This is a genomic window from Kluyvera sp. (assembly GCF_965301105.1).
The window spans coordinates 1-16,605 of sequence record NZ_CBDKZX010000054.1 but is presented as its reverse complement, the minus strand read 5'-3'; the positions used below and the strand labels follow the sequence as shown (position 1 = coordinate 16,605).

Below are 16,605 nucleotides of genomic sequence, written 5' to 3'. Positions count from 1 at the left end.
ATATAATAATGCGAATGTGAATAAAACTCATTGGCAGAAATATAACAATAGATATCAAGAAGGAAATAATAACGCCGGAATTCACCGGCGAGTGAACTAATACCAGGCGCTGGTAGCAGGAATATTGGCGACACCCCGGCACTGGTATTGCAGGGTGATATATTCGTTGAGGCACAGTGAGCCGCTAATGGTGGAGCAGGTGGAAATGGGCTGACCATAGGAAAATGCGGTGGCGTAGCCCATTTGCTGGCAGGCCTTATTGGCCTCGGACTGGGCCAGGTAACTGTCGGTGCGGGCGTTTTGCAGTACCGCCTGCCCGTAGGTCAGGCGAACGATACCGCTGGTCGCATCAACTTCGCTGACGCTTGCCGTGCGGGGAACCGAGCACGCGGAAAGTGCCAGCAGGGCAGGGATAAGTAGGAGGCTTTTCATCAAGTCGCTCTGCGCAATCTGTCGTAATCTTATTGTAGCCGCCCCCTCGGTGGCCAATCCCTTGAATAGTCGCCAGATTCAGGGGTTAATCCGCTTGTGACTCATAAATGGCCTGAAACTGCAGATGCAACTGGCAAAACAGTTTGACCAGCGTCGGATCAAAATGGCTGCCGGAACTGCTGACGATAATTTCGTAGGCACGTTCATGGGAGAAGCTGGGTTTGTAGACTCGTTTTTGCCGCAGCGCATCGTAAACATCGGCGATTGCCAGAATGCGCGCCTCCAGCGGGATAGCTTCACCGGCTAATCCATCCGGATAGCCGCTGCCGTCCCATTTTTCGTGGTGATAATGAATCAGGTTTTCCGCCACAGAGCCGAGCACCAGCCCCTGGACGATACGCCAGCCTTTCACTGAGTGCTGCTGAATTTGCTTAAACTCGTCCTCGGTGAGTTTGCCCTGCTTACGCAGAATCATCTCGGGAACGGCAATTTTGCCAATATCATGCAGCGAAGCGAAATTTTCAATGTCACGAATCTGGCGCTGGGGCAGCTTCATCGCGCGGGCCAACAGGCTGCAATAAGCTGAAACGCGACGGATATGGCAACCGGTCTCATCATCGTGGACGTGATTAATCTTTTCCATTGCCTCGACAATGCTGCGGTTAATCGCGCGGTTCTGGTTCATATGCCGCCACATCATCAGCATCATACTCAGGATAAAGATCAGCGCGGCCAGCAGCCCGGCGCTAATAATTTGTAATGTATTTTTACTTAGCGACGTGGAGGCCGCGACGCTGGTGGGAGGCGTGAGTTGGTGACGATAGCTGGAGATGAGATGAACCTGAGCCAGCAGCGCGTGCAGAGGGTGATCGATGTTCACCCAGGTCCCTATCTGATAGCTGGAATGGGTCAGCCCGGCAACTTTCAGCGCGCCGCGGAACAGATCGCTGCCGCGAAGCGCTTGCTCCAGCGAGCTTAAATCACCAAGAATAAAGTCGATTTGGTTGTTATCGATGGTATCCAGCAGTTCGTCGATGGTGGCGCGGGCGACCAACGTCACGTCGGTACCAAACCGCTGGCGCAGATAGTATGCGGCAAACGAACCGCGTATCACGCCAATCCGCTGATAGCGCACCTGTTCTTCATCAAGAATAAACGGCTGACCGACCTTATTGTAATAGGCGTTGTACCAGTTCAGCAGCGGGCCAACCAGGCCTTCCAGCTGTGCGCCGTCGCGGACATCAATAATATCGGCAAGCCGCAGTGGCCACTCTTCGTTCTTCATGCGAATCAAATAATTATCAACGAATTGAACGTCAACGTTGATATTAAGCAGATCGCGAAGATCGTTAACCATGCTGATGGCGCTGCCATGATATCCCTGATTATCTTTCCAGATAATGGGAGAGAAGTTCTCATTCTTCGGCAGCCACAGCGTCAGACGATTTTCCTGTAACCAGTTGCGCTCTTCGGGGGTGATGATGAGGTTATGGCGGAGAAACTCTATCTGGCTTTGCTCTTCCAGCGCCTGAAGCTTGCCGTTTTGCTGCCACTCGTTAATCAACTGATTGATGTTGTTGCGTAGTGAAATGAGTTCCGGGCTTATCCCGAATGAGGCGGTGATACGCAGTGAATCAAATGGACGAGAAATGGTGTAGTAGTACTGTGGGCTGCCGATTTCTCTGTCTTCATTGATATAGAAATCGGCACCGCCGCTGCGCAGAATTTGCAAGGCCTCTTTACTGCTGTCGACCTCGATGATCTGTTGAAATGTCAGGGAGGGATAAGCTTGTTTGACGATCGTCTGGGTCGGATCGTGCCGGCGGAAAATGACTCTTGTGTCGTTTAGGTCTCGTACGGTCTTGGCTTGTCGAGTGATGCTGGCGGTAACGATGGTGTTTTCGAGCAGGCGTAAGGAAAGGATTGTATTCTTCAGATGTTCACGGGTTTGTAGCACGCTGGCGTAGAGCCCGTAGTCATGATGGCTAAAGCGCTGTTCGAACGTGGTGCCGTCAATGGGCTGCAGGGTCAGATTATAGCCGTAGCGTGAATTGATGGCGTGCAGCAGTTCGGGATAGAACCCGCGAAACTGTCCGTGGTCGTCGCGCCAGAATTCAAAATTATCGGCATCGAGTATCCAGACAGGGACGGTGGAAGCCGTTTTGACTTTTTGTGGCGGTACGGCAAGAGCGCGAGTCGTGCAAACGAGCAACAGGGTCAGTAGAACAAGGAGACCCAGCCCGCGTCGAAGAGATCGGCAGTTCTGTGTCACAAGTCAGTTCCTTTGCGAAGACTATTTTATCCATTTAATAGCGTACATTTTGTGGGCCCATTATTGCCCTTAAGTCAGTTTAGACCACCGTGTGGCCTGGTAACAGTAAAAAAATAATGGTTTATGTAATGATTTATCTATCCGGCATAGGCCAAAAGTGTGACCGCCTCAGTAAAAAGTAAAACCATTTTTCATAAAATTTGAAAGTGCGTTTGTCTGGTAGTAAGGTTACTGTAACGTAATCGAACGACTGCGGGAAATCCCGCGTAGCTTTCAGGAGAGGAAAGAATGAAAATTGCACTGATGATGGAAAACAGCCAGGCCAGCAAGAACGCGACTATTCATCATGAGTTAAAAGCCGTTGCCGATGAAAAAGGCTTCCCGGTCTACAACGTGGGCATGAGCGATGAAAACGATCATCACCTGACCTACATTCACCTGGGTATCATGGCCAGCATCCTGTTGAACTCTAAAGCGGTAGATTTCGTCGTCACTGGCTGTGGTACCGGTCAGGGTGCGCTGATGTCCCTGAACATCCACCCGGGCGTTGTTTGTGGCTACTGCCTGGATCCAGCAGACGCCTTCCTGTTTGCCCAGATCAACAACGGTAACGCGCTGTCTCTGGCCTTCGCCAAAGGTTTTGGCTGGGGTGCGGAACTGAACGTTCGCTATATGTTTGAAAAAGCGTTCACCGGTCGTAACGGTGAAGGCTACCCGCCAGAGCGTAAAGAACCTCAGGTTCGTAACGCCGGTATCCTGAACCAGGTTAAAGCGGCGGTGGTGAAAGAGAACTATCTGGATACTCTGCGCGCTATCGACCCGGCGCTGGTGAAAACTGCCGTCTCCGGTCAGCGTTTCCAGGAATGCTTCTTTGAAAACTGCCAGAACAAAGAAATCGAAGCCTTTGTTCGCGAGATCCTGGCGTAAGTCAGACGTTCTCCTTTCTAATAAAAACCCACGCTCTGGCGTGGGTTTTTTTATGCCGTGAACTCAGGCTTTGGCTTTCTTCGACACCGCGCTGCCCGCGTCTCGCGTCAGATGCAGGGTATCTATCATCCCCACCAGGCAAATCAGCGCGATAAAGACAAAGGCCAGACGGAAGCTGATACCGGGTACCGCGCTGAGATCCAGTACGGCGCTGAGTTTCTCACCGATACGAATCCCAATCGCCCCGAGTGTGATACCCAGGCCAATCGCCAGCTGGCTGGCGGTACTGAACAGCGTGTTGGCATAGCTCATTTGCGGTGAGGGTACGTCGGCAAACGCCAGCGTGCTGACGCCGGTAAATTGAATCGAGCGGAACACGCCGCCGAGGTACAGTACCAGCATAATCACCCATACCGGCGTCTGTGGTGTCAGGAAGGCGCAGGCGACCAGCGCCAGCACGTTCAGCGCACCGTTAATCAACAGCAGGCGGCGGAAGCCCAGCCAGCGAATGAGCGGAGTGGTGGCCGGCTTAATCGTCAGGTTGCCCACGAACACCGCCAGCACCAACAGGCCGGAGTGGAACGGATCCATACCAAAACCGACCTGAAAGAGTAGGGGAAGCAGGAACGGTACGGCACTGATGGAAGCGCGGAACAATGAACCGCCGTACATCGTGACGCGGAAAGTGGGCACCTTGAGTGCATCCATTCGGATCATCGGCGCCGGGCTGCGGCGGAAATGGGACAGCGCATAGTAAAAAGTGGCGCAGCCAAGCAGCAGTAGCGTGATGATTAAGCCGCCCTGCATCTTCTCTGCGCCCAGCAGTTCCATTGCGTAGACCAGGCTCACCATAGACACCGAAGTGGCGAGAAAACCCGGTAGATCGAATGGCCGCCGCTCATCGTCACGGATGTTGGGGATAATCCGCAACGCCAGCAGGATGGCGATAATGCCCAACGGGACATTAATGAAGAATATCCAGCGCCAGTCGGCCACTTTGGTAATAAATCCACCCAGGGGAGGCCCGATAATCGGCGCAATCAGCGCAGGCCAGGTGAGCGTGGCAATGGCGGTGATGAGCAGGTGTTTTGGCGTGGTACGAAGGACGGCTAACCGCCCGACAGGAACCATCAGCGCGCCGCCTACGCCTTGTAGAATACGCATGGCCACGAAACCGTGAGCGCTGGTGGCGAGGCCGCAAAATACGGAAGAGACGGTGAAAATGGCGAGCGCGAGGCTGAATATGGTGCGCGCGCCGAAGCGGTCCGCTATCCAGCCGCTGGCCGGTATGAGTACGGCCAGCGTGATCAGGTAGGCGCTGATGCCGATATTAAGATCGACGGCTTCCACGCCAAAGGTTTTCGCCATATCTGGCAGGGCGGTGGCAATCACCGTCCCGTCGAGGAACTCCATAAAGAATGCACCGGCCACAAGCAGCGCTGCAGGGGATACCCCACGGCTTGCCTGGGCCTGGAGAGGCTCATTCATCGTTGCGTTACCCTATCAAATTAATACGTAAAATTTATAGATTTTGTAGATGCTGCAAGTGACAGATTTTCATAACAATTTCTTTATAAATTTAACATGTGTGGTAATTATTATGTGATTTAACTCTCAAAATGGTTGATTTTTGTGATGGTGCTCATATTATGTACCTAAAGACAATAACACCTGCATAACAAAAACCGGAGCATCAACATGAAACAGCGCATGCGTAAAATCCTCAAAAGCATGTTTGAGAACTATTGCAAGACTTTCAAAGACGTACCGCCAGGCGCTATGTTCTGATAAAAAAACCTGCTGCGGCAGGTTTTTTTTATCTTCAGCAAAAGTAGGTTACTATTACGCTCCGCAAAACAGGAGCAAAAAATGTCTCAGAACCTCACCCCGAACGATGAACTGGTTTCCGACGTTGTCGCCTGCCAACTCGTTATCAAACAGATCCTCGACGTTATCGATGTTATCGCGCCAGTTGAAGTTCGTGAAAAGATGGCTACCCAGCTGAAAGCGATTGACTTTACCACTCATCCGGCGGGGGCCGATCCGGTAACGTTGCGGGCGATTCAGAAAGCGATTGCGCTGATTGAGCTGAAGTTTACGCCACAGGATGCGACGCACTGATCCGGAATTGACGTCCTCAGGACTAAGTTCAGAAAGAACAAGGGCGGCCATGGCCGCCCTTGTTGCGTAATTAATGCTGCTGTTGGTTAACGATGTTCAGCAGATGCTGGTCCGTTTGCTGGATGCAGAGGCCCGCTTTACGCGCGCTGCGCACTTCATCCAGAATGCTCTTCAGCAAGATACCATCCTGTTCCTGCTCTTCTTCCAGTGCGTTGAGGAAACTCAGGGTGTTATCGTCATGAAGCACTTTTGCCTGTTCAGTCAACTCAGACAGCGTAGAGCTGCGCTGCGCGTGATCTTCAATGGTTTTCAGGAAAAGATCTTCGAGGGTGGCGCACTTATCTTCTTGGGTTTCAAAAGCTTTCACGACCGGATAAGCGCCAGATTTTTTCATATAATCGAACACACGCATCATTTGCGTTACGCTGGATTGTGCCCGTGAACGTAAAAACGTCGCGGTACCATTCAGTCGATGTTCTGAGCACCACTCGCTCAAACGCAAATAATGATTAGATGCATAAAATTCGAGATTCATCTGAGCATTAAGCTTTTGAACCATTCCTGGAACTGCCATACAAATATCCTTATTACTGGTAGGAACGATACGCGTGATACCGCATAGTATCTTAATAGCCGCTAACCATGCGCTATTTACGCGTTGGAGTGTAACTACATATTACTCGTAGTCTTCAACCATGAACAAAAGATATAATTCCTCTTGAGTTCAGAAAAAAGAATACTCTTAGTTTTGGTATAAGAAAACTCTCATGAGCCGCTTTTTACGTTTCGTTACAACCTATATTGCTAATATCTTAATTCGCAAAATATTATTTTCGTAACCCTATGAATTATAGAGAATGTAACTTTCCGGCATACTCTGCGTAAGGCTTTGTTAACATACGAATTCTATGTTGCATTACGTACATCAGGAAGTGTGATCTAACTCTGATTTTCAACCGGATAACGATGGCTCAGATAGGCGCGTTACGCATTATTTGCTATCAATAGTGCATCGCGAATAATAATTCTTATTTATATATCATGATATATGTCGGCTCCCCAATATTAGAATGATGGCAAATTTGTTTTAGATCATTTTTGATAATGGCCGGCAAGAGGATTATGTTCGCGTCATGACGAGTACGCCAAATCCTTCCCCATTCGTCACCAGGAGGGATTCGTTTATATGAATTTACAGGAGTTAAAATGAAACAGGTTGCTGTACTGCTGGCCCCGGGTTTTGAAGAAGGGGAAGCGATTGTCACTATCGATATCCTGCGCCGTCTGCATATTGGTGTTGAGCTGGTGTCGTGCGCTGAGTCACGCGCGGTGGTGAGTTATCACGATATCCCGATGGTGGCTGACGCCACGCTGGCAGAACGTCTTGATACCCTGTACGACGCTGTCGTCCTGCCGGGTGGCCCGCAGGGGAGCGTGAATCTGGCGGCGAATAAAGACGTGATTAATTTTGTGGCCGCGCACGATGCCGCGGGCAAACTGATCTGCCCAATCTGCTCAGCCGCTGCGCGCGTGCTGGCCGGCAATGATCTGCTGAAAGGCCGTCGCTATGTCTGCTCCGGTGATCTGTGGCAGGACGTGAAAAACGGGGAATACGTTGATGCGCCGGTGGTTGAAGACGGCAATCTGATTAGCGGTAAAGGATTCGGTCATGTCTTTGACTTTGCCTTTACCGTCGCGGCACGTCTGCTGGGCGATGAAGCGCCGGTGCGCGACCACGCCGATCATATTTATTACCGCTGGTAATTAATCGGCCACCTCAGAGAAAGATATATCTTCGCTGAGGATATAGATAAATAAGCTATTCTCTCTGCGCGAATTGTCTGACAATTCGCGTTTTTTATATGTACTTATCTGCTGAATCTATGCATCACCTTACTGTAATTCAGGGGTGTGATGGCGCTCTCTTCTGAATGGTTAATTCCTGGCTATTAATGTTTCAACATAGTTAACGCTGTTAATTGTGCAGCTAATACTTTGTTTTATGTCCGATTTAAATGGTTTGTCTGATTTTCCCTACATAAAAGAACATTAAGGCTGGAGTTAACCATGCACAAATTTACGAAAGCGCTGGCGGCCATCGGGCTGGCGGCGGTTATGTCACAATCGGCTATGGCCGAGAATTTAAAGCTTGGTTTTTTAGTAAAACAACCGGAAGAACCCTGGTTCCAGACGGAATGGAAATTTGCCGATAAAGCCGGCAAAGACCTTGGTTTTGATGTGATTAAAATTGCCGTTCCGGACGGTGAGAAAACCCTCAATGCTATTGATAGCCTGGCGGCCAGTGGGGCCAAAGGTTTTGTTATTTGTACGCCAGATCCAAAATTAGGGCCCGCTATCGTGGCTAAAGCGCGCGGCTACGACATGAAGGTTATCACCGTCGATGATCAGTTCGTCAACGCCAAAGGCAAACCGATGGATGATGTGCCGCTGGTGATGATGGCGGCGAGCGAAATTGGCGCGCGCCAGGGGCAGGAGCTGTATAAGGAGATGCAAAAACGCGGCTGGGACGTGAAAACCACCGGCGTGATGGCCATTACCGCCAACGAACTGGATACCGCGCGCCGCCGTACGTCGGGTTCTATGGACGCGCTGAAGGCTGCCGGTTTCCCGGAAAAGCAGATTTATCAGGTTCCCACCAAATCGAATGATATCCCCGGCGCGTTCGATGCCGGTAACTCGCTGTTAGTACAGCATCCGGAAGTGAAGCAGTGGCTGGTTGTTGGCATGAACGACAACACCGTACTCGGCGGCGTACGCGCAACGGAAGGTCAGGGGTTCAAAGCGGCTAACGTCATCGGTATCGGCATTAACGGCGTGGATGCGGTGAACGAACTGTCAAAAGCGCAGGCTACCGGCTTCTTTGGCTCGCTGCTGCCGAGCCCGGACATTCACGGCTACAAAACCAGCGAGCTGCTCTACAACTGGGTGGAGAAAGGCGCAGAGCCACCGAAATTTACTGCGGTGACGGATGTCGTGCTGATTACCCGCGATAACTTCAAAGAAGAGCTGGCGAAAAAAGGCCTCTGAGTCCTGTTGGTTCTCCTCCCGCCAGGCGGGAGGAGAAGGATCGTGTCATTGTGGAGGTTGCGATGCAACAGTCTACCCCTTATCTCTCTTTCCGCGGTATCAGCAAAACTTTCCCCGGCGTAAAGGCGCTGTCCGATATTAGCTTTGATTGCTATAGCGGCCAGGTACATGCGCTGATGGGCGAGAACGGTGCGGGCAAGTCGACGCTGCTGAAAATTCTTAGCGGTAACTATGCCCCGACGTCCGGCACGCTGGCGCTGCGCGGAGAAGAGATTTCTTTTGCTGATACCACTGCGGCGCTGAACGCGGGTATCGCGATTATTTACCAGGAACTGCATCTCGTCCCGGAAATGACCGTGGCGGAAAATATCTATCTTGGCCAATTGCCGAGTCGCGGCGGTATTGTTAACCGCAAACTGCTGAACTATGAAGCGCGTATCCAGCTTGAACATCTGGGGTTGGACATCGATCCCGATACCCCGCTGAAGTATCTGTCGATTGGCCAATGGCAGATGGTCGAAATTGCCAAGGCGCTGGCGCGTAACGCCAAGGTCATCGCTTTTGATGAACCAACCAGTTCACTTTCCGCGCGCGAGATAGACAACCTGTTCCGGGTCATCCGTGAGCTGCGCAAAGAGGGGCGAGTGATCATCTATGTGTCTCACCGCATGGAAGAGATCTTCGCGCTGAGCGATGCCATCACCGTGTTTAAAGACGGCCGCTATGTCTGTACCTTTGCCGACATGATGGAGGTGAGCCACGATCGTCTGGTGCAGGCGATGGTGGGGCGTGACATTGGCGATATCTATGGCTGGCAGCCGCGTCAGTACGGTGAAGACCGTCTGCGTCTATCGCAGGTGAAAGCGCCGGGCGTGCGCACGCCGATTTCGCTGACCGTTCGCAGCGGTGAAATCGTGGGGCTGTTCGGCCTGGTGGGTGCCGGACGTAGCGAGCTAATGAAGGGGATCTTCGGCGGGACGAAAATAACCGGCGGTGAGATTTTCATCGACGGTGAGCGAGTCACTATCGACAAACCGGCGCAGGCGATTCGCGCGGGGATGATGCTGTGCCCCGAAGATCGTAAAGCTGAGGGGATCATCCCGGTCCATTCCGTGCGTGACAATATCAATATTAGCGCCCGCCGCAAGCATATCCATGCGGGGTGTCTCATCAACAACGATTGGGAGGCCACTAACGCCGACCATCACATTCAGGCTCTCAACATCAAAACGCCGGGCGCTCAGCAATTGATCATGAACCTCTCCGGGGGAAATCAACAAAAGGCGATTCTCGGGCGTTGGCTGTCAGAAGACATGAAGGTGATTCTGCTTGATGAGCCCACCCGGGGTATCGACGTAGGGGCAAAGCATGAAATCTACAACGTGATTTATGCGCTGGCGTCGTCCGGCGTCGCGGTGCTGTTTGCCTCCAGCGACCTACCGGAAGTGCTGGGCGTTGCCGACCGTATTGTGGTGATGCGTGAAGGGGAGATCTCCGGCGAGTTGCTGCACGAGAGCGCCAATGAACAACAGGCGTTAAGCCTGGCGATGCCAAAAGTCAGTCAGGCCGTTGCCTGAGTTAGGAGGTTATGATGTCAACTGTTACTACGCCTGGCGCCCGCCGCTCGTCGCTGAGCTTTAGCCGTATCTGGGATCAGTACGGAATGCTGGTGGTCTTCGCCGCGCTGTTTATCTGCTGTGCGATCTTTGTTCCGAACTTTGCCACCTTTATCAATATGAAGGGGCTTGGGCTGGCCATTTCGATGTCGGGGATGGTGGCTTGCGGGATGCTGTTCTGCCTGGCGTCCGGTGATTTTGATCTGTCGGTTGCCTCGGTGATTGCCTGTGCGGGCGTCACTACCGCGGTGGTGATAAACGTCACTGAAAATCTATGGATTGGCGTATTTGCCGGACTATTGCTCGGGGCGGTAAGCGGGCTGGTTAACGGCTTTGTGATTGCCCGTCTTAAGATAAACGCGCTGATCACCACGCTTGCCACTATGCAGATCGTGCGCGGGCTGGCCTATATCATCTCTGATGGTAAGGCGGTAGGGATTGAGGACGAGCGTTTCTTCACCCTGGGCTACGCCAACTGGCTGGGCCTGCCGGCACCTATCTGGCTGACGGTGGGTTGCCTGATTATTTTCGGCCTGCTGCTCAACAAAACCACCTTTGGCCGTAACACGCTGGCGATTGGCGGCAACGAAGAGGCCGCTCGGCTGGCGGGGGTTCCGGTGGTACGCACCAAGATTATTATCTTTGTGCTCTCCGGCCTGGTGTCCGCTGCTGCGGGGATCATTCTGGCCTCGCGTATGACCAGCGGACAACCAATGACGTCGATTGGTTATGAGCTGATCGTTATCTCCGCCTGCGTGTTGGGCGGCGTCTCGCTGAAAGGCGGGATTGGTAAGATCTCGTACGTGGTCGCCGGGATTCTGATTTTAGGCACCGTGGAGAACGCGATGAACCTGCTCAATATCTCTCCGTTCTCGCAGTATGTGGTGCGCGGGTTGATTCTGCTGGCGGCGGTGATCTTCGACCGTTACAAACAGAAAGCTAAACGCAGCGTGTAGCGCTGTCTGCTCGCCGAAATCATTCAAAATGACCCGGGGGAATGGACGTTCTCCCGGTTTTTGGCTTTTCTCAACGGCATTGTTACAACGTCACAAGCAAAACATCCACACCGCTGTTTCCCACAATGCTTTTTGCCGAGCAGGTCGCACGGGAAAAGAAACTTTGGTTATGGTTACCGCAAATCACCAGGTCGACCGCGTATTTTTTACTGAATGCTTTGATATGTTCGCCCAGTTCACCGCAGGCGATTTGGCTTTTCCAGATGGGATAGTCGGTGGTATCAGCCAGCGTTTGCAGAAACTGTAGGGTTTCTTCTTGCATCAGCTCTCGCAGGTTTTCCATCATCGGGGCCGCGAGGTGATTGTACATTTCCGGGTCGGTCGACAGGGTGATAAGGCTGATACGCGCGTTGAGGGGCCGCGCGATGGCGACAGCTTTCCGTAGCAGGGCCTGGCTTTCCGGGGTGGGCGCGACGGCCACCAAGAGATGTGAGTAAGACATCAGACCTCCTTGCTCCAATAATACGTACTCTCTTTTTATTCTCTTACTCTTTTTGCCTCAACCCTGCAAGGGGAACACAGAATAAATCTGTCTATAACTTAACCTGATACATAAGTTTTTTTTATGCGAATAATTGCGTAATTATTGTACAGATTGCATAAGCAATGCTGAATATATCATGTAATCAATATGGCGAATAAACATTTAATTTTTGCTGAATTAATGTTAATGGAAAGTAAATAATATGCAAATGAATATACTGCAAATGATTCGATGTTTCAATTTATTGAATTTACGATGAATTTTATATATTAGATGAAACTATGATCTGTGATAATTTTTTCGCAATTGTCTTAAGTAAAGTTGCCCACCGTCGATCGTTATTGGATAGTTTCGGTGAATGAATATCCGCCAGACAGGAATAAAACAACGTTTTAAATGGTTATTTATTGCTCAAAATACAACTATGACTGATGGATACAGTGTAAAAATACGGTTTGATTTTGTGATGGAGATCACATAAATTTCAAATTAACAGTGAAGTAACATTGTATGTGTCACATCTGGCGAGTAAAGTTGCGTCGAATTAGGAAAAATCTTAGTAAATTGTAAGAAATGTTTAGATTTGTCGGGCCGTGCGTTCAAAACGTTGCCCGGCGATGGGGCATGAGATTCACCTAATCGGCTATGCATTTTGACCGATTCTTTTTTATCGGGCCTTGCCCGACGACATCACGGGGTATGCGGATTTTCCGCATAAAAGTACAAATTGGTTATTCGGGATGGGGAAAATGCATACATCCGAGTTGCTAAAGCACATCTATGACATCAACTTGTCTTACTTGCTTCTTGCACAGCGTTTGATCGGTCAGGATAAGGCTTCAGCCATGTTCCGCCTCGGTATCAACGAGGATATGGCGAAAGTCCTCGGGGAACTGACGCTCCCGCAGATGGTTAAACTGGCCGAAACCAATCAGTTGGTTTGTCAGTTCCGTTTTGATGACTCCCAAACCATCACCCGTCTGACGCAGGAGTCACGCGTTGACGATTTACAGCAAATTCACACCGGTATTCTGCTCTCCACACGACTGCTGAATCAGGCCAGTCATACAGGCGAACCTGCCCGTAAGAAAAGGGCCTGATCATGAGCGAAAAAAGCATTGTTCAGGAAGCGCGCGATATTCAGCTTGCTATGGAGCTGATTACCCTGGGCGCGCGTTTGCAAATGCTGGAAAGCGAAACACAGCTGAGTCGTGGTCGCCTGATTAAGCTCTACAAAGAACTTCGCGGCAGCCCGCCGCCGAAGGGGATGCTACCGTTCTCCACGGACTGGTTTATGACCTGGGAGCAGAATATTCACTCTTCCATGTTCTGTAATGCCTGGCAGTTCTTACTCAAAAGTGGGCAATGTTCCGGCGTTGATGCGGTGATCAAGGCTTACCGTCTTTACCTTGAGCAGTGTCCGCAGCAGGATGCCGGGCCGCTGTTGGCCCTGACGCGCGCGTGGACGTTAGTCCGTTTCGTCGAAAGCGGCATGCTTGAACTCTCCAGTTGCAACGCCTGTGGCGGTAACTTTGTGACTCACGCTCACCAGCCCGTTGGTAGCTTTGTATGCAGCTTATGCCAACCGCCATCACGAGCCGTAAAAAGACGTAAACTTTCTGAGGATCTTGCCGATAGTAATCCACAACTGCTGGATGAACAGATAGAGCAAGCTGTTTAACCCCACACGGTGTGACGAAAACACTCCAGCAGCGGCCATTATGGCTGCTGCTTTTTTTTACCTGCGTGTGGGTGAAATTGCTCATCTGTCTCCTCTCTTAGTCAACAGTGGAAGGATGATAGCGTGCTGATCTTAATAGGTTACCTGGTTGTTTTGGGGACAGTTTTCGGCGGTTATATGATGACTGGCGGACACCTTGGAGCACTGTATCAACCGGCCGAGCTGGTTATTATCGGCGGGGCGGGGGTTGGCGCTTTCATCGTGGGAAACAACGGCAAGGCGATTAAGGGCACCCTGAAAGCGTTGCCTTTACTGTTTCGGCGTTCAAAGTACACCAAAACGATGTATATGGATTTGCTGGCGCTGCTCTATCGCCTGATGGCCAAGTCACGTCAGCAGGGGATGTTTTCGCTCGAGCGCGATATCGAGAATCCGAAAGAGAGCGAAATTTTCGCCAGCTATCCGCGCATTCTCGCGGATACCGTGATGCTGGAATTTATCGTCGATTACCTGCGCCTGATCATCAGCGGCAACATGAACACCTTCGAAATTGAAGCGTTGATGGATGAAGAGATCGAAACCCACGAAAGTGAAAGCGAAGTGCCAGCCAACAGTCTGGCGCTGGTGGGCGACTCACTGCCGGCGTTTGGTATTGTTGCGGCGGTCATGGGCGTGGTGCACGCCTTAGGATCAGCCGACCGTCCGGCGGCAGAACTGGGCGCGCTGATTGCCCACGCGATGGTCGGTACGTTCCTCGGGATCCTGCTGGCCTATGGTTTCGTCTCACCGCTCGCGAGCGTGCTGCGTCAAAAGAGCGCGGAAACGACCAAGATGATGCAGTGCGTCAAAATTACGCTGCTGTCTAACCTCAACGGCTACGCGCCGCCTATCGCCGTCGAATTTGGCCGAAAAACGCTCTACACCAGCGAACGCCCGTCGTTTATCGAGCTGGAAGAGCACGTCCGCGCGGTGCGTAACCCGGCGGGGCAACAGCAAACGACCACCGAGGACGCATGAAGAACCAAGCGCATCCTATTGTCGTCGTTAAGCGGCGCAAACATAAATCTCACGGCAGCGCCCATGGCTCGTGGAAGATTGCCTATGCCGACTTTATGACGGCAATGATGGCGTTCTTCCTGGTGATGTGGCTGATCTCCATCTCCAGCCCGAAAGAGCTGATTCAGATAGCGGAGTACTTCCGTACGCCGCTGGCCACCGCGATCACCGGAGGCCAGCGGATGGCGAACAGCGAGAGTCCGATTCCCGGCGGCGGGGATGATGTCACCCAGCAGCAGGGCGAAGTACACAAGCAGCCAAATATTGACGACCTGAAAAAACGGATGGAAACCAACCGCCTGAAACGTATTCGTGGCGAACTGGACCAGCTGATTGAGGCTGACCCAAAGCTGCGCGCGCTGCGTCCGCACCTGAAGATTGACCTCGTACAGGAAGGGCTGCGCATTCAGATTATCGACAGTCAGAACCGACCGATGTTTAAAACTGGCAGCGCGGAAGTGGAACCCTACATGCGCGATATCCTGCGCGCCATCGCGCCAGTACTGAATGAAATTCCCAATAAGGTCAGTCTGGCCGGCCACACTGACGACTACCCGTATGCCACCGGTGAACGTGGCTACAGCAACTGGGAGCTGTCGGCGGATCGCGCCAACGCCTCGCGCCGCGAACTGGTAGCCGGCGGGCTGGACGATGGCAAAGTTTTACGCGTAATTGGGATGTCAAACTCGATGCGCTTATCAGAGCACGGCGGCAATGATGCGATTAACCGTCGCATCAGCCTGCTGGTGCTGAATAACCAGGCTGAGCAGGCCATTCTCCATGAGAATGCCGAGAGCCAGAATGAACCTTTAAGCGTATTACCGTCGCCGACGACCTCACCGTCTGCATCAGGTACTACGGCGCCACAACCCGACTCGAGGTGATTGCGTGAGCATGGATATCAGCGATTTTTATCAAACATTTTTTGATGAGGCCGACGAGCTGTTGGCCGATATGGAACAGCATCTGCTGGATCTGGCGGTGGATGACCCTGACGCTGAACAGCTGAACGCGATCTTCCGCGCGGCACACTCGATCAAGGGCGGGGCGGGCACCTTCGGCTTCTCCGTGCTGCAGGAAACGACGCATCTGATGGAGAACCTGCTGGATGAGGCACGCCGTGGGGAGATGAAGCTCAACACCGATATTATCAACCTGTTTTTGGAAACCAAAGATATTATGCAGGAACAGCTCGACGCCTATAAAAGCTCCAGCGAACCGGATGCTGCCAGCTTCGAATATATCTGCAACGCCCTGCGGCAACTGGCGCTGGAGGCGAAAGGCGAAAGCGTCCCACCGGTGGCCGCAAGCGCCCGCCTGAGCGTGGTCGACAACAGTATGCAGACCGAGACGGTTGCGATCGATACCGCCGCCGTCGGCAAAACCCAGATCACGCTGTCGCGGCTGAAGGCCGGTGAACCCGATATGCTGGAAGAGGAGCTGGGTAATCTGGCGACGCTGAGCCAGGTCAACAAAACGGCCGATAGTCTCACCGCGGTGCTCGACGGTAGCGTGGATCAGGACGATATCGTCGCCGTGCTGTGTTTCGTGATCGAGGCCGACCAGATAGCGTTCACCACCGTTGCCGCGGCCACAGAGCCTGCGCTGGTGGAAATAGCCGAAGCCGAAGAGATCGTCGAACTGCCGGTTGTCGCCCCGGCGGCGCCGGCCGTTGCAGCAAGCCAGACTGCACCCCGCGTAGAGCGTGAAAAACCGGCAGCGCGCAGCAGTGAATCTACCAGTATCCGCGTGGCGGTTGAGAAGGTCGACCAGTTGATTAACTTGGTTGGCGAGCTGGTCATTACTCAGTCGATGCTGGCCCAGCGTTCCAACGCGCTGGACCCGGTCTCGCATGGCGATCTGATCACCAGCATGGGCCAGCTTCAGCGCAATGCGCGCGACCTGCAGGAATCGGTGATGTCCATCCGTATGATGCCGATGGAATATGTCTT

General features: G+C 52.3%; 17 protein-coding genes. 12 read left to right on the top strand and 5 right to left on the bottom strand.

Annotated features, from left to right (window positions below):
- Positions 1-96: 96 nt before the first annotated feature.
- Positions 97-432: a YecR family lipoprotein gene (gene yecR, locus ACW14G_RS16385; protein WP_163448980.1), complete on the bottom strand. Its 336-nt coding sequence runs from the start codon at positions 430-432 to the stop codon at positions 97-99.
- A gap of 85 nt (positions 433-517) precedes the next feature.
- Positions 518-2,704, bottom strand: coding sequence for an HD domain-containing phosphohydrolase (locus ACW14G_RS16380; protein ID WP_167575547.1), 2,187 nt, complete (start codon positions 2,702-2,704; stop codon positions 518-520).
- 288 nt (positions 2,705-2,992) lie between these two features.
- On the opposite strand from ACW14G_RS16380, the gene ACW14G_RS16375 reads away from it, so the two are divergent.
- Positions 2,993-3,631 (top strand): RpiB/LacA/LacB family sugar-phosphate isomerase, encoded by a 639-nt coding sequence (locus ACW14G_RS16375; RefSeq protein WP_065357827.1) that lies wholly within the window; start codon positions 2,993-2,995, stop codon positions 3,629-3,631.
- A 63-nt stretch (positions 3,632-3,694) separates the two neighbouring features.
- On the opposite strand, the gene ACW14G_RS16370 is transcribed toward ACW14G_RS16375, so the two are convergent.
- The gene (locus ACW14G_RS16370) at positions 3,695-5,119 is read right to left on the bottom strand and encodes an MFS transporter (RefSeq protein WP_249023089.1); all 1,425 of its coding nucleotides are present in this window, start codon (positions 5,117-5,119) and stop codon (positions 3,695-3,697) included.
- Positions 5,120-5,329: 210 nt separating this feature from the next.
- On the opposite strand from ACW14G_RS16370, the gene azuC reads away from it, so the two are divergent.
- Together azuC and ACW14G_RS16360 are read left to right on the top strand one after the other, a co-directional pair.
- Positions 5,330-5,419: a stress response protein AzuC gene (azuC, locus tag ACW14G_RS16365; RefSeq protein WP_015963980.1), complete on the top strand. Its 90-nt coding sequence runs from the start codon at positions 5,330-5,332 to the stop codon at positions 5,417-5,419.
- Between the two features lie 81 nt (positions 5,420-5,500).
- Positions 5,501-5,752 carry a DUF2766 family protein gene (locus ACW14G_RS16360; protein ID WP_064544613.1) on the top strand — a complete coding sequence of 84 codons (252 nt, stop codon included), beginning with the start codon at positions 5,501-5,503 and terminating at the stop codon, positions 5,750-5,752.
- A gap of 70 nt (positions 5,753-5,822) precedes the next feature.
- On the opposite strand, the gene ACW14G_RS16355 is transcribed toward ACW14G_RS16360, so the two are convergent.
- On the bottom strand, positions 5,823-6,326 hold the full coding sequence (locus tag ACW14G_RS16355; protein ID WP_455648681.1) for a non-heme ferritin-like protein: 504 nt from the start codon (positions 6,324-6,326) through the stop codon (positions 5,823-5,825).
- Positions 6,327-6,958: 632 nt separating this feature from the next.
- Here ACW14G_RS16355 and ACW14G_RS16350 point away from each other — a divergent pair.
- The 4 genes from ACW14G_RS16350 (at position 6,959) to araH (ending at position 11,372) form a co-directional block, all read left to right on the top strand.
- A complete protein-coding gene (locus tag ACW14G_RS16350) occupies positions 6,959-7,516 on the top strand; it encodes a DJ-1/PfpI family protein (protein WP_167575549.1) in 558 nt (185 codons plus the stop codon).
- Between the two features lie 303 nt (positions 7,517-7,819).
- On the top strand, positions 7,820-8,800 hold the full coding sequence (locus ACW14G_RS16345; RefSeq protein WP_223802836.1) for an arabinose ABC transporter substrate-binding protein: 981 nt from the start codon (positions 7,820-7,822) through the stop codon (positions 8,798-8,800).
- A gap of 62 nt (positions 8,801-8,862) precedes the next feature.
- On the top strand, positions 8,863-10,377 hold the full coding sequence (araG, locus tag ACW14G_RS16340) for an L-arabinose ABC transporter ATP-binding protein AraG (RefSeq protein ID WP_249023090.1): 1,515 nt from the start codon (positions 8,863-8,865) through the stop codon (positions 10,375-10,377).
- A gap of 14 nt (positions 10,378-10,391) precedes the next feature.
- Positions 10,392-11,372, top strand: a complete 981-nt coding sequence (gene araH, locus ACW14G_RS16335) for an L-arabinose ABC transporter permease AraH (RefSeq protein ID WP_163448974.1) — start codon at positions 10,392-10,394, stop codon at positions 11,370-11,372.
- 82 nt (positions 11,373-11,454) lie between these two features.
- Here the strand turns inward: araH and uspC are convergent, their stop codons facing one another.
- Complete coding sequence (uspC, locus tag ACW14G_RS16330) at positions 11,455-11,874, bottom strand: universal stress protein UspC (protein ID WP_163448973.1); 420 nt, start codon at positions 11,872-11,874, stop codon at positions 11,455-11,457.
- A 791-nt stretch (positions 11,875-12,665) separates the two neighbouring features.
- Here uspC and flhD point away from each other — a divergent pair.
- The 5 genes from flhD to ACW14G_RS16305 all read left to right on the top strand — a co-directional run.
- On the top strand, positions 12,666-13,016 hold the full coding sequence (gene flhD, locus ACW14G_RS16325) for a flagellar transcriptional regulator FlhD (RefSeq protein ID WP_163448972.1): 351 nt from the start codon (positions 12,666-12,668) through the stop codon (positions 13,014-13,016).
- Entirely contained in the window at positions 13,013-13,597 is a 585-nt protein-coding gene (gene flhC / locus ACW14G_RS16320) for a flagellar transcriptional regulator FlhC (protein WP_191091026.1), read from the top strand. Before flhD ends, flhC begins: the two co-directional genes overlap by 4 nt.
- Before the next feature lie 123 nt (positions 13,598-13,720).
- Positions 13,721-14,614, top strand: coding sequence for a flagellar motor stator protein MotA (gene motA, locus ACW14G_RS16315; RefSeq protein WP_064544632.1), 894 nt, complete (start codon positions 13,721-13,723; stop codon positions 14,612-14,614).
- Positions 14,611-15,537: a flagellar motor protein MotB gene (gene motB, locus ACW14G_RS16310; RefSeq protein WP_163448970.1), complete on the top strand. Its 927-nt coding sequence runs from the start codon at positions 14,611-14,613 to the stop codon at positions 15,535-15,537. The genes motA and motB overlap by 4 nt, the downstream gene beginning before the upstream one ends.
- 10 nt (positions 15,538-15,547) lie before the next feature.
- On the top strand, positions 15,548-16,605 hold a 1,058-nt coding region (locus tag ACW14G_RS16305), incomplete at its 3' end, for an Hpt domain-containing protein (RefSeq protein ID WP_455648682.1).